The sequence below is a fragment of the Ruegeria sp. BB6 genome (assembly GCF_056539385.1).
This window is the reverse complement of sequence record NZ_JBQFUW010000004.1, coordinates 347,170-366,662: the sequence shown is the minus strand read 5'-3', so window position 1 is coordinate 366,662 and position 19,493 is coordinate 347,170. Positions and strand designations below refer to the sequence as shown.

19 protein-coding genes are annotated in these 19,493 nt (G+C 57.2%); 6 read left to right on the top strand and 13 right to left on the bottom strand.

Annotated elements, in window-relative coordinates; genetic code table 11:
- Positions 1 to 242: 242 nt before the first annotated feature.
- From ACR0B7_RS12410 to ACR0B7_RS12400, 3 genes are all read left to right on the top strand, one after another.
- Positions 243 to 1,004 (top strand): DUF6478 family protein, encoded by a 762-nt coding sequence (locus ACR0B7_RS12410; protein ID WP_170577001.1) that lies wholly within the window; start codon positions 243 to 245, stop codon positions 1,002 to 1,004.
- Between the two features lie 11 nt (positions 1,005 to 1,015).
- The gene (locus tag ACR0B7_RS12405; protein WP_170417115.1) at positions 1,016 to 1,375 is read left to right on the top strand and encodes a hypothetical protein; all 360 of its coding nucleotides are present in this window, start codon (positions 1,016 to 1,018) and stop codon (positions 1,373 to 1,375) included.
- Between the two features lie 88 nt (positions 1,376 to 1,463).
- Positions 1,464 to 2,990: an MFS transporter gene (locus ACR0B7_RS12400; protein WP_170417116.1), complete on the top strand. Its 1,527-nt coding sequence runs from the start codon at positions 1,464 to 1,466 to the stop codon at positions 2,988 to 2,990.
- A gap of 38 nt (positions 2,991 to 3,028) precedes the next feature.
- Here the strand turns inward: ACR0B7_RS12400 and ACR0B7_RS12395 are convergent, their stop codons facing one another.
- From ACR0B7_RS12395 to ACR0B7_RS12365, 7 genes are all read right to left on the bottom strand, one after another.
- On the bottom strand, positions 3,029 to 4,369 hold the full coding sequence (locus tag ACR0B7_RS12395) for a S41 family peptidase (protein WP_170417118.1): 1,341 nt from the start codon (positions 4,367 to 4,369) through the stop codon (positions 3,029 to 3,031).
- A gap of 6 nt (positions 4,370 to 4,375) precedes the next feature.
- Positions 4,376 to 5,506, bottom strand: coding sequence for a peptidoglycan DD-metalloendopeptidase family protein (locus ACR0B7_RS12390; RefSeq protein WP_170417120.1), 1,131 nt, complete (start codon positions 5,504 to 5,506; stop codon positions 4,376 to 4,378).
- Positions 5,503 to 7,020 (bottom strand): 2,3-bisphosphoglycerate-independent phosphoglycerate mutase, encoded by a 1,518-nt coding sequence (gpmI, locus tag ACR0B7_RS12385; RefSeq protein ID WP_170417122.1) that lies wholly within the window; start codon positions 7,018 to 7,020, stop codon positions 5,503 to 5,505. Before gpmI ends, ACR0B7_RS12390 begins: the two co-directional genes overlap by 4 nt.
- A gap of 102 nt (positions 7,021 to 7,122) precedes the next feature.
- Entirely contained in the window at positions 7,123 to 8,796 is a 1,674-nt protein-coding gene (locus ACR0B7_RS12380) for a sulfatase-like hydrolase/transferase (RefSeq protein WP_170417124.1), read from the bottom strand.
- A 65-nt stretch (positions 8,797 to 8,861) separates the two neighbouring features.
- The gene (gene nqrM, locus ACR0B7_RS12375) at positions 8,862 to 9,104 is read right to left on the bottom strand and encodes a (Na+)-NQR maturation NqrM (protein ID WP_170486203.1); all 243 of its coding nucleotides are present in this window, start codon (positions 9,102 to 9,104) and stop codon (positions 8,862 to 8,864) included.
- A 15-nt stretch (positions 9,105 to 9,119) separates the two neighbouring features.
- Complete coding sequence (locus tag ACR0B7_RS12370) at positions 9,120 to 10,145, bottom strand: FAD:protein FMN transferase (RefSeq protein ID WP_170417126.1); 1,026 nt, start codon at positions 10,143 to 10,145, stop codon at positions 9,120 to 9,122.
- Positions 10,146 to 10,212: 67 nt separating this feature from the next.
- On the bottom strand, positions 10,213 to 10,398 hold the full coding sequence (locus ACR0B7_RS12365; RefSeq protein ID WP_170389425.1) for a hypothetical protein: 186 nt from the start codon (positions 10,396 to 10,398) through the stop codon (positions 10,213 to 10,215).
- 110 nt (positions 10,399 to 10,508) lie between these two features.
- Between ACR0B7_RS12365 and ACR0B7_RS12360 the strand changes: the two genes are divergently transcribed.
- From ACR0B7_RS12360 to tviB, 3 genes are all read left to right on the top strand, one after another.
- On the top strand, positions 10,509 to 11,033 hold the full coding sequence (locus ACR0B7_RS12360) for a CBS domain-containing protein (RefSeq protein WP_170417127.1): 525 nt from the start codon (positions 10,509 to 10,511) through the stop codon (positions 11,031 to 11,033).
- 71 nt (positions 11,034 to 11,104) lie between these two features.
- Positions 11,105 to 12,118 (top strand): NAD-dependent epimerase/dehydratase family protein, encoded by a 1,014-nt coding sequence (locus tag ACR0B7_RS12355; RefSeq protein ID WP_170417129.1) that lies wholly within the window; start codon positions 11,105 to 11,107, stop codon positions 12,116 to 12,118.
- Positions 12,119 to 12,123: 5 nt separating this feature from the next.
- On the top strand, positions 12,124 to 13,407 hold the full coding sequence (gene tviB / locus ACR0B7_RS12350; RefSeq protein ID WP_170417275.1) for a Vi polysaccharide biosynthesis UDP-N-acetylglucosamine C-6 dehydrogenase TviB: 1,284 nt from the start codon (positions 12,124 to 12,126) through the stop codon (positions 13,405 to 13,407).
- Positions 13,408 to 13,443: 36 nt separating this feature from the next.
- Here the strand turns inward: tviB and nqrF are convergent, their stop codons facing one another.
- Genes nqrF through ACR0B7_RS12320 form a run of 6 tightly spaced genes read right to left on the bottom strand, consistent with a single transcriptional unit; the run spans position 13,444 to position 19,304 of the window.
- Positions 13,444 to 14,667 (bottom strand): NADH:ubiquinone reductase (Na(+)-transporting) subunit F, encoded by a 1,224-nt coding sequence (gene nqrF, locus ACR0B7_RS12345; RefSeq protein WP_170417131.1) that lies wholly within the window; start codon positions 14,665 to 14,667, stop codon positions 13,444 to 13,446.
- 10 nt (positions 14,668 to 14,677) lie between these two features.
- Positions 14,678 to 15,286 carry an NADH:ubiquinone reductase (Na(+)-transporting) subunit E gene (gene nqrE, locus ACR0B7_RS12340; RefSeq protein WP_170389343.1) on the bottom strand — a complete coding sequence of 203 codons (609 nt, stop codon included), beginning with the start codon at positions 15,284 to 15,286 and terminating at the stop codon, positions 14,678 to 14,680.
- A complete protein-coding gene (locus ACR0B7_RS12335) occupies positions 15,286 to 15,939 on the bottom strand; it encodes an NADH:ubiquinone reductase (Na(+)-transporting) subunit D (protein ID WP_170486207.1) in 654 nt (217 codons plus the stop codon). The genes nqrE and ACR0B7_RS12335 overlap by 1 nt, the downstream gene beginning before the upstream one ends.
- The gene (locus ACR0B7_RS12330; RefSeq protein ID WP_170417135.1) at positions 15,939 to 16,754 is read right to left on the bottom strand and encodes a Na(+)-translocating NADH-quinone reductase subunit C; all 816 of its coding nucleotides are present in this window, start codon (positions 16,752 to 16,754) and stop codon (positions 15,939 to 15,941) included. Before ACR0B7_RS12330 ends, ACR0B7_RS12335 begins: the two co-directional genes overlap by 1 nt.
- Positions 16,747 to 17,955, bottom strand: a complete 1,209-nt coding sequence (locus tag ACR0B7_RS12325) for an NADH:ubiquinone reductase (Na(+)-transporting) subunit B (protein WP_170389340.1) — start codon at positions 17,953 to 17,955, stop codon at positions 16,747 to 16,749. The genes ACR0B7_RS12330 and ACR0B7_RS12325 overlap by 8 nt, the downstream gene beginning before the upstream one ends.
- Positions 17,956 to 17,960: 5 nt before the next feature.
- Entirely contained in the window at positions 17,961 to 19,304 is a 1,344-nt protein-coding gene (locus tag ACR0B7_RS12320; protein WP_170577008.1) for a Na(+)-translocating NADH-quinone reductase subunit A, read from the bottom strand.
- Positions 19,305 to 19,493 lie beyond the last annotated feature (189 nt).

Here is a 19,493-nt window from a genome sequence, read left to right as displayed (position 1 = left end):
CGGCCTTGTATCGAGAATTTGGGTATGCGGTTTTGCGGATGATCCACAGCAATCAGGTGCCGGACGGTAAGCACAGACTCGGGTGATTGCAAGAACGGCACCTGCCCTACCAGAGCCGGGCAGAGCTGCCCAGCCATAACCGTATCCTTGAAGACGGAAAATTAATCCCGCAAGACGCGAATTCCGCTTTATCCCGATCACCGTATTTGACTAAAGAAGGACAGAGTTCAGACGATAGGATCATGGGCAGACTTCTGGATCGCTATATTCACCGCAAGGTCATTGCGCGATGGCGTAAGGCAGCGCAGGACGCGCCGGATGCGACTCCGTCGAATTTGCGCAAGCAACGCGACGAAGCGCGCAGACTGCGCGCCCATCTGGACAAGTTGATACATGAAGCCGATGGCCGCTTGATGCGGCCGTTGATCGGATCAACCCAATTTCCCAAGCCACTCGGCACAGATTGGTGCTGGCGGCCCGACCTCTGGCGCACCCCCCTGCCAAGGTCAGGTGTTGCGTCGGCGCCTCGCAAGGCCGTCATGGATTCGCATGTGACCTTGTTCCATGACTGTACCCTGTCCGAAATCGGCTTGCGTCAAACGCGAAACGCCCGTGACAAAGACTTGGCGGCGTTCGGGCTGGGGATCGAAGTGTTCGGGTTCAATGGATCTTTCCTGTCCCTGACCGTCGATCTGCCGGTCGAGGTTACGCAAGGGTTGACCAAGCAGCACCTGATCCGAACAGATATTCATACCGAAACTGAGCGTCCGCTGAACATATTGGCGCGACTGAACATCCAGCACGGCCCCAACACCGATCAGGTTCTGCGGGCGCTTGATCCGACCAATACCACTAACGTGGTCGATTTCGACCTGGCGCATTTGCCACTGAACGAACGGCGCATCGATAAGGTCTGGATGGACCTGATCCTGGAAAGCCCAAGGATGAACCGCGTCACGCTGCGCGACCTGACCTTTTGCCGCCACTACCGCGCTGATTTGTGAGCTTTGAAAACATGACGCACCCGACTCTGACACCTCTTCGTTTGGAAAACGGCATCTGGCACGGGCATCTGTCAGCACAGAACGAGCCCCGGATCGAGGTGCGTTATCTGGATCAGACATTGGATGGTGTAGTCCTCTCGCCAAGTAATGGCGGGTGGGATCTGAGCGTTCCCGTCCCCGTCGCGGCTTTGTCGGACGGGGTTCACAGCTTCTTGATTGTGGATGCGGAAACGTCCCGAAAACTCGCCGACTTCACGGTTATAGCCGGTGTCCCAGCCGCGGATGACCTGCGGGCAGAAGTCGACCTGCTGCGTGCCGAACTGGATATGTTGAAGCAAGCCTTTCGGCGCGCGCAGGTAGCTGACGAGTAACCAGCCCAAGTCAAAGCCCCACGCGCCCCTATCTTTCGATTGAAATCCATGCATCATTGTTGCCGTTCCAGGCAATCAGGATGAGCGTATGGATCGCGCCAGCATAATCAAGGTCATCGCGTTGATGGTGACTGGTTTTGGTATCGGCATCGACTTTACCGGTGCTCTGATATTGGTGCCGGCCATCGAGAACAGTTTTGACGCCGACATTACCAGCACGCAATGGGTGCTGAATATCTATGCCCTGTTTTTTGCCATGACCATGGTCGCGGGCGGTCGCATGGGCGACATGTTTGGCCATCGCAAGATGATGCTGATCGGCCTTTCGATTTTCCTGTTTTCCTCGGTGATGTGTTTCGTTTCCCCCAGCCTGGACTTCCTGATCGCAGCGCGCGCCTTGCAAGGGGTTGGCGCTGGATGTGTGTGGCCCTGCACCCTGGCCTTCGGTGCCACGAAGGTTTCAAAACCGGAACATAGGGCCATGATCATGGGGCTGATCCTTGCCGGAGTCACCAGCGGCAATGTTTTTGGCCCTCTTATCAGCGGGTGGGCCGTAAGCTCTGGGGATTGGAGACTGTTCTTTCTGGCAAATGTTGTATTTTCAACGATTTCTATGCTGACCGCGCTCATCCTGATGGAGCGCGAAACCCAACACAAAAAGGGCGAGCACCTGGACTTTGCAGGCATGGGCATCCTGTCCTTTGCGGTCTTGCTGCTGCTTTACGGGTTGGACGTTGGAGCAGATTGGGGCTGGGGCTCGGCCCCCTTGCTGATGCTGTTCTTCGTCAGCGCGGTCCTGTTCTTCGCATTTCCCAAAGTCGAAAAGCGCGTGAAGGAACCCTTGCTGCTGCCCCAGATGATGCAGAACCGGGAATTTCGGATCACGCTGGGGCTGAACATGTTCAATGTGTCGGCGGCCTTTGTAGGATTGCTGTATTTCCCTCAGTACATGCAAAAAGTTCTGGGATGGTCGGTCTTCCACTCGGCGCTTGGCCTTGCCCCGCTGACGGTTCTTTTGGCCGTCGGGTCAATAGTGTCTGGCACGCTGTACAATGACTTCGGTCCGAAACGTCTGCTGTTCTGGGGCTACCTGATCGCCACGATCGGCGCGATCAGCATTGTCGTGATGCCGAGTGGCTTTGGATATTTTCAGATCCTACCCGGCATGGCCATGATCGGGCTCGGCGCTACACTGACGGTTGGACCGTCAGGAACAGCTGCCGTCTGTGCCGTAAAACCCGAACGCGCGGGACTGGTCGGAGGGCTAAGTTTCATGACCCACTTGGTCTATGGTGCAATCTCGGTCGCCTGCGCAACCGCTCTTATGTATGTCACCAGCCTGTCCAGCCTTGGCAAGCAACTTGCGGCTGAAGGAATTACCATGTCCGAGGCCGATCAGAGAACAATCAATGGCGGGACCCTCACGACAGAGTCCGCGAAATCAGTTATGGCAAAGCTCAACTCGGGCGAAACGGAAAAGGTAAAGGCCGCCATCGCCACCGCCTTTGACGCAGGTATGAATACCGCATTTGTTTTTGCGGCTATATCCGTATCAGTGGGCGTCGTTCTGGCGTTGCTTCTGGACGAAGAAAAGCTGCGCAAAGTCGAAAGCTGAACCAAAGAAAAAGGGCCGCCTCTGGCGACCCTCATCCGTTACTGGGATGGACCGTTCGGATTGAACGCGGACAGCCCCTTGAGGATGTCGATGGCGTAAGCCAACTGATAATCCTCTTCCCGCAATTCAGCCGTTGCTTCGGCCTTGGCGCGGTCCTCCTCGATCTGGCGAACTTCATCCTCGCTCAGACTGTCGTTGTTGAGGCTGCCGCGCAGATCAGCTTCGGACCGTGTGCGCGCATCGTCTTCCTCCTCGTCTGTCGGAGGTGTCGAGCGCGGCTGCTCTACGATAATGTCAGGGCTAACCCCAAGTGACTGAATCGAGCGGCCCGACGGTGTGTAATAGCGCGATGTGGTCAACCGCATGGCACCATCGCCCCGCAAAGGCATGACGGTCTGAACCGACCCTTTACCAAAGCTCTTTGTCCCCACGACAATCGCACGGCGGTGATCCTGAAGGGCACCTGCCACAATCTCGGACGCCGACGCCGATCCACCATTGATCAGCACGACGATGGGTTTTCCTTCGGCAAGGTCGCCGGGTGTGGCATTGAACCGCTCACCATCGCTGGGATCGCGGCCGCGGGTCGAAACAATCTCGCCCTCATTCAGGAAGGCATCGGACACTTTGATCGCCTGAGTCAGCAATCCGCCGGGGTTGTTTCTGAGATCCAGAACAACTCCGTTCACCTTGTCCAATCCACCAATTTCTTCGATCTGTTCATTCAGACCTTCCTCAAGGTTGGGGAATGTCTGGTCGTTGAACGTGGTCACGCGCAATACAACGCTTGTGCCTTCCGTCCGGGCACGGACGGCCGTCAGCTTGATGGTGTCGCGGATGATTGTGACATCAAACGGATCAGATTCGCCTTCGCGCACGACGGTAATGATAATCTCGGATCCAACCGGCCCGCGCATCAAGTCAACCGCCTTGTCCAGCGTCAGTCCAAGAATGCTTTCGCCGTCAACATGGGTGATGAAATCCCCAGCCTCGATCCCCGCCTCATCCGCCGGAGTGCCGTCGATCGGTGACACAACTTTGACAAAGCCTTCCTCTTGCGTGACTTCGATGCCCAAGCCGCCAAATTCACCGCGGGTCTGTACCCGCATCTGCTCGGCATCGTCCGGCGACAGATAGCTTGAGTGCGGGTCCAGAGAGGTCAGCATGCCATCAATAGCGGCCTCGATCAGATCCTCGGGCTCGACTTCCTCTACGTATTGCGCGCGAATGCGTTCAAAAATATCCCCGAACAGGTCAAGCTGCTCGTAAACGCTGGCCTTGCGGTCAGCCTCTTGCGCCAGCAAGGGGCCGGCGACCTGAGTGGTTGCGATTATACCTGCCAAAGTTCCGGCAAGACCGGCCATCACAAATTTCTTCATACTCGTTTATCCATCCTTGTCGGTCCGAAACCACGATTCCGGGTCCACGGGGCTGTTATCCTGTCTTACCTCTATATAGAGCGTTTCTGACCGGTCAGTTCCAGTGCCATCACCGCTTGTTGACAAAATAGCGCCTATTTCCGGCGTTTCACCGGGCATCAAACCGATCGGAGACCCTTCGGGGATCACCTGACCCGTTTCGCCATAGACCTCTTGCAAGCCAGCAAAAACGAACAATAGCCCCGGCTGAGGTTCCAAAATCACCAGATTCCCAAGTTCCAGCAGCGGCCCTCGGTAGCGAATAGTGGCCGCCGTGGGTGATGTAACGATCGCACGTGGTCGGGTGGCGACCACTATGCCCGGTCGGGTAACTCCGGCCGCATCCGTCTCACCGGCGCGATGCAGTATGACTCCCCAGGTCGGCAACGCAATCTGACCTTTACGGGCCGATACATCCGCGTCGGTTTCCGCGATCTCTCCTTCTGAAATCTCTGACAATCCGCTGGCGAACCCTTCCAGAGTCTCGGTTGACGAGATCAGGATGGCCGTGCGTATCGGATCTTCGTCAAAGCGGCGGGGCAAGTCTGTGCGGTCAGCAATCGCTTCGCTCAGCTTGGTGCGCGCAGTCTGCACACCCATTAATCCTTCTGTCAGGGTTTCCGAGGCGTTCTGCTGTAGTTGGCGCAGCGTCCGAACCTCTTGCAGGTTCTCGGCCAGCGCCTGCGCGCGTGCATTGAGGCCCGGGGTGACCTCCGACAGCATCATCCCCGCACGCGCGGACCCAAGCGGGCCTGACGGATGCAACATAAGAACCGGTGGCGTAGTTGTTTCTATCGTCTGCAACACGCCAAGCAACTGCCCGACATCCTTTTCCCGCGCGCGCAACTCCGCTGTTAGCTGTGCTTCTCGCGTGGCGGCTTTGCGCAAGCCATCCCGCATTGCCGCAAGCCCTTCCTCATAAGCCTGTATTGTCACGGTCAAAGCGCGCACTCGGTCACGTGCGCTGTCGGCCTCGCTTAAAGCAATCGAGGCTTGTTCCAGCTTGCGCGCCGCATTCAGGGCCGCTGTAGACGGGCTGGTTTGTGCGCTGGAAGGCGATGCAAAAAACATCGCCAAAATGAGCGCGCGTAGTATCATGACAAAAGGCTCTGGCCGGTCATTTCCTCGGGCTGATCAAGGCCCATCAAATCCAGCAAAGTAGGCGCTAGATCAGATAGGCGGCCATCGCGCAACGATGCATTTTCAGGACCACCAACCAAAGCGACCGGGACCGGGTTCAGCGTGTGTGCTGTGTGCGGGCCACCGGTTTCGGGGTCGACCATCACCTCGCAATTTCCGTGATCAGCCGTCACGATCATCGCCCCGCCTGCCTTTTCAAGTGCGGCAACAACCTTTGCCAGCCCCTGATCCACCGCCTCACACGCCTTGATCGCGGCCTGCAGATCGCCTGTGTGCCCGACCATATCCGGGTTGGCATAGTTGGTTACGATCAGGTCATAACCTTCTTCAATCGCGTCGACGAACTTGGCGGTGACATCGGCCGACGACATTTCGGGCTGCAAATCATAAGTCGCAACTTTGGGAGATTTCGGCATGAAGCGATCCTCGCCTTCCTCCGGGACTTCCTTGCCGCCGTTCAGGAAAAACGTAACGTGCGGGTATTTCTCGGTCTCGGCCAGACGGAACTGGCGTAAGCCTTGTTTTGCGACCCACTCGCCCAACGTGTTCACGATATCCCGTTTCGGAAATACCGTTGTCATGTATGCGTTGTGGCCGTCGGAATATTCGACCATGCCCAAAAGCGCAGATAGCTGCGGGCGCGGAACCGTATCAAAGTCACTGAAGCCGGGTTCTCCGATCGCGCGCAATATCTCGCGCGCGCGGTCGGCGCGGAAATTCAGACAAAAAAACCCGTCGCCATCCTTGATGCCGTCAAAGCCAGCCAACACCGTCGGCACAATGAATTCGTCGGTTTCCGACTGGTTGTATGCATGGTCAATTGCACCGTGGGCCGTAGCTGCCGTGCGCCCCTGCCCTTTGATCATCGCGTTATAGGCTTCGCTGACGCGCTCCCAACGGTTATCCCGGTCCATGGCGAAGTAACGACCGCTGACAGTCACAACCCGCGCACCTTCCGGCAAACGGTCTTCCAGTTCGGCAACGTAAGTAAACGCGGATTTTGGGGCAACATCTCGGCCGTCGGTCACAGCGTGCAGAGCCACCGGAACACCGGCATCCGTGATTGCCTTGGCTGCCGCAACGATATGGTTCAAGTGCCCATGGACACCGCCATCTGACACAAGACCCATCAGATGCGCCGTGCCGCCTGACGCTTTCACCTTGGCAATGAATGCTTGCAGCTCCTCGTTTTCAAAGAATGAGCCATCTTCAATCGCCAGATCAATTTGCCCCAAATCCATCGCCACAACGCGCCCGGCGCCGATATTCGTGTGCCCGACCTCAGAGTTACCCATCTGACCGCTGGGCAGCCCGACATCCGGGCCGTGCGTGATCAGGGTCGCATGCGGCCCGTTGGCCATGATCGCGTCAAAGGTTGGCGTGTTTGCCAGCAAGGGAGCATTGGCGGTCGTGTCCTCTGACAGTCCCCAACCATCAAGAATACAAAGGACAACTGGTTTGGGGGCGGTCATTTCGGCTCTCCGGATTATCTGCTCTTGCGTGGTCTTGTATCGTCTGGCCAGCGGCGGGTGAACCGCCTTTATTCCGCCAAACCCAAGAATTCATCCGGCACGCTAGTCTTTGCCGGTGAAATCGCTGTAGGGCCGCGTTGTCCGACCCCGGTATTTCACAGTCAGCTCCAGCGGAGCGTCGTTTTCATCGTAAACCCCAACCACGACTCCGCGCCCACGGCTCTTGGTGCGCATTTCAATCAACTGCTGCTCGGACCGGGTGGTGCGCTGCGATTGACGACGCGTCCATTTGAAAAGATGAGAATACATGACCGCGATCACGTCTTCATGCGCGGCAGAGTCGCCCAGATCGTTCAGCTCATTCGGGTCATTCTCCAGATCGAACAACAATGGGCGATGCCCGCCTTCACAGTGGATCAGCTTCCACTTTTTGTCGGCGACCATGAACATCACGGCATCCCGCACCGACGCATTCAGCTTTTCCGCAATCGGAGAGGCAGAATAGTCGTATTCGCAGATCACCACATCCCGCGGCGTGTCGGTGCGCAGGCTATGTAGTATGGGCAGCAGTGAATGACCTTCCAGAATGTGATCCGAAACCTTATGGCCCGTTGCGTCAACGAAAGTTGGGGCAAGGTCGATGGACTCGACCAGAGCATCGCAAACAGTCCCGCGCGTGCTGTCAGCTTCGGGTGAAGGGTCGTAAATGATCAGCGGAACCTTGGTCGAGGCGTCGTGGAAGAATGTCTTTTCACCCATCCAGTGGTCGCCCAGAAAATCCCCGTGGTCCGAGGTCAGCACGATCATGGTATCGTCCATCCGGCCGGTTTTTTCCATCCACTCAAACAAACGGCCCATCTGATCGTCTGCCTGTTTGATCAACCCCATATAGGCCGGGATCACCGCGTCCCGCACGTCCTCACGTGAAAAGGCTTGCCCAACCTTGGTGCCCATGAATGCCCTGAGGACCGGATGGGCATTTTGCCGCTCGGCTTCAGAGCGAACAACGGGAAGCACATGTTCAGGCCCGTACATCGAGGCGTAAGGTTCCGGCACAATGTAAGGCCAGTGGGGTTTAATGAAACTCAGATGGCAGCACCAAGGACCGTCATGAGAGTCCATGAACGCGATCCCCCGCCCGGTCAGGTACGGCGTTTCGCTGTCCTCCTCGGCGATGTTGGCAGGCGCGGCCGCGTTTTTCAGGAACCAACCCGACAGGACATTGCCGTCCGCATCCAAACCGGAATTGGCGAAGTCATGCCAAGGATTGTCACTCTCATAACCCTTAGCGGTCAGAAACTTGTTGTATTCCTTCGCTCCGTGAGGGTCGTAATAACCATCCGGTCCCTCTGGAAGCATCCCGTCGTCGCGTTCAAACACGTCGAAACCGCATTCTGCGACACGCGCGCCGATCAGACTGTCGGGCTCCAAACCCAACCGTGCCATACCCTCGGCATCTGCCCGCATATGGGTCTTTCCGACTAGCCAGCACTCCATCCCGGCTTTGCGCAGATGATCCCCCATTGTCATTTCACCCACCTTGAGCGGAATGCCGTTCCATGACGCGCCGTGCGAATGCACATAGCGCCCGGTATAGGTGGACATGCGCGACGACCCGCAGATCGGCGACTGGATATAAGCACGATCAAACCGCACCCCACGGGCCGCCAATCGGTCAATATTTGGGGTGTGCAGGTGTGGGTGGCCGTAGCAACTCAGGTAATCCCAGCGGAGCTGGTCAAACATGATGAACAGAATGTTTTTGGCTTTGCCCAACCCGATGCCTCCCCGATCGTCAGGGTCGCAGACTAGCCAACCCCTGCCGCCCGGTTAAGCGGAAATTACGCCTGCGCTTCGCGTTCCATCTGTTCCAGCATTTTCTTGGCGCGTTTGCACTGCAACTGATCGTGCAGAGGGCTGTTCGGATCGACGTCTTTTTTGCAAACCACGCATTTATCCGCGCCCGAGATTGCATTCAGACCACCGCAGCTGCCCTTGATGGTCTTTCCCATCAGCATGACGCCCAGCGACATGCCCACCATCACAAGGGCCAACAGGATAAATGCCAGAATAAAGGTACTCATATCAGTCCCTGCTTGTCAGTTGGTGCCCAAGGCGTCTTTGAACGCGGTGCTGTGTACCGTGATATAGGCATCTTCGCCGCCTGTCACATCCCGCGAGATGAAATACACGGCAAGTTTATGCTTCTCGGCCAGTTCCAGACCTTTTTCCTGACCCAATGCCAGCATCGCAGTCGCCCACGCGTCTGCCATCATTGCATTTTCGGCCAGAACGGTCACCGATGTGGTCCGGTGCGTGATTGGCCGCCCGGTGATCGGATCGATGATATGCGAATAGCGCACACCGTCCTGTTCAAAGAAATTCTTGTAGTCGCCGGACGTTGCCATGCCCAAATCGTCGAGTTGCACGATCAGCTGCAAGTTCTGCGACCCTGCTTCGGGCTTCTCGATCCCGATCCGCCAAGCCTCACCCTTGTCGTTTTCACCCATCGTGACCAGATCGCCGCCGATCTCGACCATGTAATCTTCGATCCCTGCATCCCGCAGGGTGTCTGCGACGGCATCAATTCCATAGCCCTTTGCGATGGCCGACAAGTTGATCCCGACACCGGCATCCGACTTGGCCAAAGTTCCAGCCTCGCGATCCAGTGTCAGCAGACGCGCCTGCCCGACACTGTTCAATGCCGCCTGAATGTCCTCATCCGATGGCACCGGGTCTTCGGGTTTGCGCGGTCCGAATCCCCAGAGTTCAATCAGCGGCCCAAGCGTTACATCGAACGTGCCGCCAGATTTTTCATGGACGTCATTGGCTGCCGCGATGACCAGGGCAAATTCCTCTGAAACCTGCGTCGGCTCGGTGCTCTGCGACTTGGAGAACTGGGAAACCTCTGAATTCTTGTCCCAATTGGACATCTTGGCGTTTACGTCTGCCAAGGTTTCCTCAACCGCAACGGCCAGGGCTTCTTCGTCGACATCCACACCAATCGCCGTGATGTTGAAGGTCGTTCCCATCGTCTCACCAGACAAACGCACGACTTCCGGCTCTTTGTCGAACAAACAAGCAGAAAGAAGTGTCGCAACAGCCAGAACAGGCAAAAGACGCATGCGGGAATCTCCTGTGGAAAAGCGTGATCGGCGTATGCCAGTGGCCTTTGCCAGAGTCAAACCAGCCTTACAGCTTCAAAGGCATAAACCCCAGCACAAGCAGGCCAATTCCTGCCGGAACGCCGAACAGCCAAGCCTTCTTTCGCCAGCCCGGTGCCTGTTGTTTCCACGCCATACGGAAATTATGGCCACACACGACCACAACGAAGAAGATCAACACAGCAACAGGAGGTGTCAGGTAAAGGTCAGACAAAAGATAGAATATCCCGTGTGTTAGGCGGTTTTTCACGCTTGACGCAATTGAACCCTATACAGGTCGCAAAGCTGCGGTAAGGTAAACTACAAAGGAAGAGGAGATTTCCCATGGCACCAAGCTCTTATCAGCCCCCAACGCGCGGCGACAAGGCCGAAACCGCAACGCGCAGCCAGTCCGTGGAATCCAACCTGTCCCATTCCCAGACGACTGTTGCGAAGTTGATGGAGGGCAAAGGCGACGCCGTTTTCGCAGTGCGCCCGAATGATACGATCCACTCGGTTGTAAACATCCTCAAGGAAAAGCGGATCGGGGCTGTCGTCGTGACCGATCAGAACGGGAAACTGCACGGCATTCTGTCCGAGCGCGACATCGTGCGCCGGATGGCAGATACCCCCGGTCAAACACTCCCGCAATCCGTCGAAGACCTGATGACCCGCGAGGTCAAAACCTGCGCCCCGGATGACATGTTGAACGACGTATTGAAAACCATGACCGAAGGCCGATTCCGCCACATGCCAGTTCTGAGCGATGGGAATTTGCGCGGTGTCATTACCATCGGTGACGTCGTCCACTTTCGCTTGAAAGAGCTGGAATACGAAGCATTACGCATGAAGCAAATGATTGTGGGCTGAGAAACCCCTTGACCTCGGACCAGCGACAGTATCCCTGATGCGACAAAGTTTGCGATAGGTTCGAGGGTTGCATGAAACGGGTTCTGGTCACCGGCACGGCGGGATTCATCGGGTTTCATCTGGCAAAGCTGCTGTTATCCGAAGGGTTTCGGGTACACGGCTATGACGGGATGACCGATTACTACGACGTGACTCTCAAGCAGCGCCGCCATCAGATGCTGCTGCAAACGCCAGGTTTCTCGACCACCGAAGACCTGCTGGAAAACCACGACCGTCTTGTGCAGATCGCGGACGAGTTTCAGCCTGAAGTCATCGTGCACCTCGCCGCGCAAGCCGGGGTGCGCTACAGCCTCGAGGACCCGCGAAGCTATATCAACTCGAATGTGGTGGGCACGTTCAACGTCATGGAGGTGGCGCGCCAGCACAAGGTCGAACACCTGCTGATGGCGTCGACGTCGTCTGTCTATGGTGCGAACGAAGAGATGCCATTTAGCGAGGTTGAAAAGGCCGATACCCCCTTGACCATCTATGCCGCCACCAAAAAGGCGAACGAGGCGATGGGTCATTCCTACGCCCACCTATGGAACCTGCCGACGACGATGTTCCGGTTTTTCACCGTCTACGGCAGTTGGGGGCGGCCCGATTTGGCGCTGTACAAATTCGTGGACGCGATTTTGGATGACCGCCCGATCGACATCTACAACCACGGCGACATGTATCGCGACTTCACCTATGTGGACGATCTGGTACGCGGTATTCGGCTGCTGATCGACGTGCCCCCCGTGCGTCCGGACAGCGCCGAAGATATTGCCGAGGGCGACAGCCTGTCCCCCGCCGCGCCGTGGCGCGTGGTCAATATCGGGAATGGCGACAAGGTGCGGCTGATGGATTTTATCGAAGCCATCGAGGAAGCCGTCGGCAAGAAGGCCATTCGCAACTACATGCCGATGCAGATGGGGGATGTCCCGGCAACCTGGGCGAACAACGATCTGTTGCAGGAGTTGACGGGTTATCGGCCGCAAACAGATTTCAAAGACGGGATTGCGCGCTTTGTCGAGTGGTTCCGGGATTATCATGGAAAATGACGCATATGCTTGAAACCGACCCAAACTCGCGCAGAATTGCCGTGATCGGACTGGGCTATGTTGGCCTGCCGCTGGCCGTGGCGTTCGGGAAGCTGGCTTCGGTGGTTGGGTTTGATATTAACCCCGACCGGATTGGCGCATTGCGTGCCGGGCATGATTCCACGCAAGAGGTCGAACCCGATGACCTAAAAGCCGCAACTGGCCTGACTTTTACCTCTGATCCGTCAGAGATTGCGGCGTGCGACACCTATATCGTTACCGTTCCCACGCCGATCACCGCAGGCAAGCAGCCTGATCTGACTCCACTGCTGCGCGCGTCGGAAACCGTAGGCCATGTGCTGAAACCCGGCGATCTGGTGATCTATGAATCCACGGTCTACCCCGGCGCGACCGAGGAAGACTGCGTACCGGTTCTTGAGCGTATCTCAGGTCTGACCTTCAACCGCGATTTCTTTGCAGGCTACAGCCCCGAGCGGATCAATCCCGGTGACAAGACCCATCGGATCGCGGACATCTGCAAAGTTACATCCGGCTCGACCCCCGAAGTGGCCGATCTGGTCGATGCGCTTTACGCCCGGATCATCACGGCAGGCACCCACAAGGCCGAGAGCATCCGCGTGGCCGAGGCTGCAAAGGTGATCGAAAACACGCAGCGCGATCTGAACATTGCCTTGGTAAATGAACTGGCGATGATCTTTGGTCGGATGGAGATCGACACCGATGCGGTTCTGCGCGCGGCAGGGACTAAGTGGAACTTCCTGCCCTTCCGCCCCGGTCTGGTGGGCGGGCATTGCATCGGTGTGGACCCCTATTACCTGACCCACAAGGCCGAGGCCGTCGGCCATCACCCGCAAATCATTCTGGCCGGACGGCGGTTGAATGACAGCATGGGCGGCTATGTGGTCTCGCAACTGGTCAAGCGGATGATGCGCGACGGGATCAATGTTGCCGCCGCCCGCGTGCTGGTAATGGGGCTGACCTTCAAGGAAAACTGCCCCGATCTGCGCAATACCCGCGTGGTCGATATTATCAGCGAGTTGCAGGATTATGGTGTTACGGTTGACGTCTATGATCCTCATGCCAATGCCGCCGCCGCACAACAGGAATACGGAATTTCATTGATAGAACAGCCGGAAACCGGTGCGTATGACGGCGTCGTTCTGGCGGTTGCACATCGAGAGTTTCTGGCGCTCGACCCGGCGCAGGTGCGCGGCTTTGGCAAGGATCAAAGCGTGCTGTTCGACGTCAAATCCTGCCTGCCGCCCGAGGCCAGCGACCTGCGGCTGTAAAAAAAACCGGCGCTCGCTGCGCCGGTTTTTCAATTCTTATCCGCCGAAATCGTCCAGCATGATGTCTTCGCGGTCCACGCCCAGATCCAGCAGCATGTTGATGACCGACTGGTTCATGATTGGCGGGCCACACATGTAGAACTCACAGTCCTCGGGGGCTGGGTGGTTCTTGAGGTATTCCTCGAACAGCACATTGTGGATGAAGCCGGTATAGCCTTTCCAGTCATCCTCGGGTTGGGCGTCCGACAGGGCGACATGCCATTCAAAATTGTCGAATTCTTCGGCCAGCTGATCGAAATCTTCAACAAAGAACATCTCTTTCTTGGACCGTGCGCCATACCAGAAGCTGATCTTGCGGTCGCGGTTCTCCAGTCGCTTGAGCTGGTCGAAGATGTGGCTGCGCATTGGCGCCATGCCTGCACCACCACCGATAAAGACCATCTCTTTCTGCGTGTCGCGGGCGAAGAACTCGCCAAACGGACCCGAGATTGTGACCTTGTCGCCCGGCTTGAGGTTAAAGATGTAAGACGACATCTGGCCCGGCGGAATACCTTCGGCACCCGGAGGCGGCGAGGCCACGCGGACGTTCAGCATGATCATGCCTTTCTCGTCCGGGTAGTTTGCCATCGAATAGGCGCGCTCGATCGGTTCGGCCACAACGGATTCATACTGCCACAGATTGAATTTATCCCAATCCTCGCGGTATTCCTCTTCCACGTCGAAATCGGTGTATTTCAACGCATGCGCAGGGGCTTCGATCTGAATGTATCCACCAGCGCGGAAATTCACATCTTCGCCTTCCGGCAGGTCCAGCGTCAGAGCCTTGATGAAGGTCGCCACGTTCTCGTTCGACCGAACGGTACATTCCCATTTCTTGACGCCAAAGACTTCTTCCGGAACCTCGATATCCATGTCCTGCTTTACAGCCACCTGACAGGACAGGCGGTCGCCACAGGCGGCCTCGCGCTTGGTGATATGGCTTTCTTCGGTCGGCAAGATCGACCCGCCCCCCGAATGCACCCTCACCCGGCACTGCGCACAGGTTCCGCCGCCGCCACAGGCAGAAGGGACGAACAGTTTTTCTGCCGCCAGCGTTTGCAGCAGCTTGCCACCGGCGGGGACCGAGATGGTTTTCTCACCGTTGATGGTGATGTTCACGTCCCCGGTCGACACCAGTTTCGAGCGCGCCGCCAGAATGACCGTCACCAGCGCGACAACGATCAGGGTGAAAAGAATGACGCCTAAGGTAAAAGTTTCCATTGCGCCCTCCTTACAGTTTCACGCCCGAGAAGGACATGAAGGCCATCGCCATCAGTCCCGCGGTGATGAAGGTGATCCCCAGACCTTGCAGGCCGTCGGGAATATCCGAGTATTTCAGCTTTTCCCGAACACCTGCCATCGCGGTGATTGCCAGCGCCCAGCCAAAGCCGGAAGACAGACCATAGGTCGCTGCCTCGGCAAAGTTGTAGTCGCGCTCAACCATGAACAGCGAGCCACCAAGAATGGCGCAGTTCACCGTAATCAGCGGCAGGAAGATCCCAAGCGCGTTGTAAAGCGGTGGGAAGTACTTATCGAGGATCATTTCCAGAATCTGAACCATCGCCGCGATGACGCCGATATACGAGATCAGACCAAGGAAGGTCAGGTCCACATCCGGGAACCCGGCCCAGGACAGCGCGCCCGGCTTTAGCAGATAGTTCAACAGCAGGTTGTTGGTGGGCACGGTGATCGCTTGCACGACCATGACCGAAATCCCCAGACCCAGCGCGGTCGAAATCTTCTTGGAGACGGCGATGAAGGTACACATCCCCAGAAAGAAGCTAAGCGCAAGGTTTTCGACAAAAATGGCCTTTACAGCCAGTGAAATAAGACCTTCCATCAGTGGGCCTCTACCTGCTGAATTTTGTATTCACGTTCTTCCACCTGGTTCGGCTTCCACGTGCGGAAGGCCCAGATGATCAGACCGATGATGAAGAACGCCGAGGGCGGCAGCAGCAGCATGCCGTTGGGCACGTACCAGCCACCATTGTTGACGGTCTGCAGAATGGTGACGCTGAACAGCGATCCCGCGCCGAACAACTCGCGGATGAAGCCAACCAGCAGCAGGATCAGGCCATAGCCCATTCCGTTGCCCATGCCGTCGATGAACGACGCAACCGGAGGGTTCTTCATCGCAAACGCCTCGGCGCGGCCCATCACGATACAGTTGGTGATGATCAGGCCGACGAAGACGGACAGGGTTTTCGATATCTCGAAAGCGTAGGCTTTCAGTATCTGGTCCACCAGGATCACCAGTGAGGCGATAATCACCATCTGCACAATGATCCGGATCGAGCCGGGGATCTGGTTGCGCAGGCATGAGATGAAAAAGGACGAAAACGACGTCACGAAGATCACCGCCATCGCCATCACGATCGACACCTGCAGCGACGAGGTCACCGCCAGCGCCGAACAGATGCCCAGCACCTGAAGTGTGATCGGGTTGTTGTCGACAAGCGGGTCGACCAGCATCTCTTTCTTGGTCTGGGACATCAGAGCTCTCCTGCTTGCAGTTTGGCCAGGAACGGAGCGTAGCCCGCGTCGCCCATCCAGAATTTCACAAGGTTATCGACACCGACCGATGTCAGCGTGGCACCGGCCAGCGCATCGACATAAAAGTCAGGTCCCGCCGCAGGTTGCGATTTTGCGACGGTGATCTGAAGATCACCCGCGTCGTCGCGCAGTTTCTTACCATTCCATAGGGCTTTCCAGCGCGGATTGTCGACCTCGGCCCCAAGACCCGGCGTCTCACCATGCTGATAGAATTGCAGGCCGTAGATATCGTTGCCGTTATTCTCCAGCGCGATAAAGCCATAGAGCGTGGACCACAGACCATAGCCATGCAGCGGCAGGATCACCTTGTCGAGATCGCCCGCATCATCGCGCAGCAGGTAAATCACCCGGTACTTGGACTTGCGCCCAATACCCGCTGGGTCATCATCCAAAGCAACGCTCAGCTCGGGATCACTGGCCGCGGCGATATCGTCAAACGTCGCCGCGTCGAACTGATCATCGACGAACTCGCCGGTCGACAGCTCCAGCACGTGCGGTTCAAACGCCGCGAATGCTTCGGTCACGTCGATACCGGGCTCATAGACGCCCGCAACCTGCAGAACGTTGACCTGCTTGTCTTTCAGGCGGTTGCTTTCCTGCACCGGGCGCAGGCTGACAGCGGCGGCGGACACGACCATTGACGCCACCAGACACACGGCAACCGCGACAAAGATCGTTTTACCGACTGTATCAGGCGAGGCCGCAAGGAACTTGGCAATCGCGCCTTTCGGCTCTGGGGATTGCGTATCAGACATGGCGACGCGCCCTCCGTTTGATGTTTGCCTGAACGACGAAATAGTCGATCAGAGGTGCAAAGACGTTTCCGAACAGGATGGCCAGCATCATACCCTCGGGGAAAGCCGGGTTGATCACGCGGATCATCACAACCATGACGCCGATCAGCGCGCCATAGATATAGCGGCCCATATTGGTGTGGCTGGCGGAAACGGGTTCCGTGACCATGAAAGCCAGGCCGAATGCGTATCCACCCAGCACCAAATGCCAGTACCAGGGCATTGCAAACATCGGATTGGTGTCCGACCCGATCAGGTTCAGCAGCAGGGTAAAGCCGATCGTACCCGCCAGACAGCCCACGATCAGGCGATAGTTGGCAATCTTCGTTGTCAGAAGGAAGGCCAGACCGATCATACAGGCCAGGGTCGATGTCTCGCCAAAGCTGCCCTGAATGGTGCCGAAGAACGCGTTGGCCCAAGTGATCCCGTCAGCGGCCAGCGCCTGAACGCCTTCGGCTGCGGTGATACCCAGCGCGGTTGCCCCGGAAAACCCGTCTACCGGCGTCCAAACCGAATCCCCTGACATCTGCGCAGGGTAAGCGAAGTACAAAAACGCCCGCCCCACCAATGCAGGGTTGAGGAAGTTCTTACCGGTGCCGCCAAACACCTCTTTGCCGATAACGACGCCGAAGATGATCCCCAAAGCCACCTGCCACAGCGGTGTGGTTGCGGGCAGGATCAGCGTGTACAGCATCGAGGTGACAAGAAAGCCTTCGTTCACCTCGTGGCCGCGCACGGTGGCGAAGATGACCTCGAAAATACCGCCCGCGACAAGTGTCGTGATGTAGATCGGCAGGAAATAAAGCAACCCGTGCAATACATTGGCAAAGATGCTGGAGGGATCCAGCGAGATGCCGAACATCTGCAGCAGGGCAATCCGCCATCCAGTCGCGGCGTCCGGGCCAAGCGTGGCAATTGCCGAATTCGCCTGATAGCCCGTGTTCCACATCCCCCAAAGAATACAGGGGATGGTCGCGATCACGACATATGTCATGATCCGTTTCATATCCACGTAAGACCGCGCGTGTGGTGCGGCGGTGGTTACGGTTTTCGGAGTGTAGATGAAGCTTTCGACCATCTCATAGATGGGGAAATACTTCTCGTACTTGCCGCCTTTGGTAAAGTTCGGCTCAATCCGATCAAAGAAGCTGCGCAAACCCATTCGGCTCAGCCCTCCTTTTCAATCTTGGTCAGGCAGTCGCGCAGCGCCAGCCCATATTCATATTTCGCTGGGCAGGCAAAACCGACCAGGCCCAGATCTTCTTCGTCAAGCTCCAGCGCCCCAAGCGCCTGTGCCGTGTCCGTGTCCATCACCAGCAGCGCTCGCAGCAACTGTGTCGGCAGGTAATCCTGCGGCATCAGTTCTTCAAACGTCCCCGTTGGCACCATCGCACGACGGCCGCCATTCAGGTTAGAGGTGAAAGCAAACAGTTTCTTGGCAAAGGCCGAACCCAAAACCGGTTGCACCGCATATTTCGATGGCATCGGGCGAATCCAGCCCATGGGAATCTGGTCGGGATCTTCGCGAATGATCGAAACCTGTCGCGCGAACCGACCCAGAAAGGCTGTCGGCCCATCGGCGAGCTTACCGGACAGGATGGAACCCGAGATTATCCGTGCGGTTCCCTCAATATTGACTTCATCGCTGGTCAGATCATCTGTCGACGCCCCCATGACCGTGCGGATCAGACGGGGCTGACGTGCGCCGGGACCGGACAGGGCAACTACGACGTTGGGATCCAGATGCCCTGTTTGAATCAGGCGACCAATCGCAATGATATCCTGATACCCGATGGTCCAGACCAGCTTTTCGCCAGCCAAAGGCTCTAGGAAGTGAATGTGCGTCCCGGCCAGACCGGCCGGATGTGGCCCGGAAAACGCCGCCGGTTCAACACCCGCAACATCGGCGCCTGGCAATGTATCGCCGTCCCTCTGGCACAGATAGGTCTTGCCATCGGTCAGCTTGGCGACAGCCTTCAAACCCTCTGCAAACGCCTCGCCTGCGTCCTTGATGATCACAGCGGCATCACCTGCCAGCGGCTCACTGTCCATCGCCGTCACGAAAATCGCAGACGGCTTGGTTCCCGGCTGGGGCATTTTTGAATACGGACGCGTGCGGAACGCGGTCCACAGGCCCGAGGCGCACAGCTTGGCGGTTATGCCCTCGGCACTTTCCGCATCGCCTGTGGCCGAGAAATCAACACCGGTGTCATTGGCGTCCGAAACCTCGATCACGACACTCTGCAACACCCGACGCGCGCCACGGTTGATCGCAACGACCTTGCCGGTCAGCGGCGCAACCATCATCGCGTCAGGTACGTCCTTGTGGCAAAAGAGCGGCGTCCCCCGCTGAACCTCGTCACCTTCCTGAACCAGCATCCGCGGCTTCAGGCCAAGGTAGTCACTGCCCAAAACCCCCACAGTCGAGAATTCAGGACCTGGTTGAATAGTCTGATCCGGCGCACCTTGCACCGGCAGCTCCAACCCCTTTTTCAGTTTGAAAGTTTGCATGTCGCTACGGTCTTCCAAGCCTCTTTCCTGCACCACATCGTGTCAGCACCCGTATAGTGGCACAAAACGTTGTGAACGTGTGAGCCTTCGAGCAAGAAAAAGCGCGCAGCACCTGATCCTGATCTATGGCTTTCTTTCAATCACGGACCCTTTACGCGGGGACGCTGACAAACGCAAACCCGTTACGGC

Excerpts from the sequence above, each read along its gene's own strand:
- nqrM (WP_170486203.1), bottom strand. The coding sequence starts at position 9,104 with ATGAGTACCTTTATTCTGGCATTTATCCTGTTGGCCCTTGTGATGGTG.
- tviB (WP_170417275.1), top strand. The coding sequence starts at position 12,124 with ATGCTTGAAACCGACCCAAACTCGCGCAGAATTGCCGTGATCGGACTG.
- ACR0B7_RS12405 (WP_170417115.1), top strand. The coding sequence starts at position 1,016 with ATGACGCACCCGACTCTGACACCTCTTCGTTTGGAAAACGGCATCTGG.
- ACR0B7_RS12410 (WP_170577001.1), top strand. The coding sequence starts at position 243 with ATGGGCAGACTTCTGGATCGCTATATTCACCGCAAGGTCATTGCGCGA.
- ACR0B7_RS12355 (WP_170417129.1), top strand. The coding sequence starts at position 11,105 with ATGAAACGGGTTCTGGTCACCGGCACGGCGGGATTCATCGGGTTTCAT.
- ACR0B7_RS12330 (WP_170417135.1), bottom strand. The coding sequence starts at position 16,754 with ATGTCTGATACGCAATCCCCAGAGCCGAAAGGCGCGATTGCCAAGTTC.
- ACR0B7_RS12370 (WP_170417126.1), bottom strand. The coding sequence starts at position 10,145 with ATGCGTCTTTTGCCTGTTCTGGCTGTTGCGACACTTCTTTCTGCTTGT.
- ACR0B7_RS12335 (WP_170486207.1), bottom strand. The coding sequence starts at position 15,939 with ATGTCCCAGACCAAGAAAGAGATGCTGGTCGACCCGCTTGTCGACAAC.
- ACR0B7_RS12400 (WP_170417116.1), top strand. The coding sequence starts at position 1,464 with ATGGATCGCGCCAGCATAATCAAGGTCATCGCGTTGATGGTGACTGGT.
- ACR0B7_RS12320 (WP_170577008.1), bottom strand. The coding sequence starts at position 19,304 with ATGCAAACTTTCAAACTGAAAAAGGGGTTGGAGCTGCCGGTGCAAGGT.
- ACR0B7_RS12325 (WP_170389340.1), bottom strand. The coding sequence starts at position 17,955 with ATGGGTTTGCGCAGCTTCTTTGATCGGATTGAGCCGAACTTTACCAAA.
- ACR0B7_RS12395 (WP_170417118.1), bottom strand. The coding sequence starts at position 4,369 with ATGAAGAAATTTGTGATGGCCGGTCTTGCCGGAACTTTGGCAGGTATA.
- gpmI (WP_170417122.1), bottom strand. The coding sequence starts at position 7,020 with ATGACCGCCCCCAAACCAGTTGTCCTTTGTATTCTTGATGGTTGGGGA.
- nqrE (WP_170389343.1), bottom strand. The coding sequence starts at position 15,286 with ATGGAAGGTCTTATTTCACTGGCTGTAAAGGCCATTTTTGTCGAAAAC.
- nqrF (WP_170417131.1), bottom strand. The coding sequence starts at position 14,667 with ATGGAAACTTTTACCTTAGGCGTCATTCTTTTCACCCTGATCGTTGTC.
- ACR0B7_RS12360 (WP_170417127.1), top strand. The coding sequence starts at position 10,509 with ATGGCACCAAGCTCTTATCAGCCCCCAACGCGCGGCGACAAGGCCGAA.
- ACR0B7_RS12390 (WP_170417120.1), bottom strand. The coding sequence starts at position 5,506 with ATGATACTACGCGCGCTCATTTTGGCGATGTTTTTTGCATCGCCTTCC.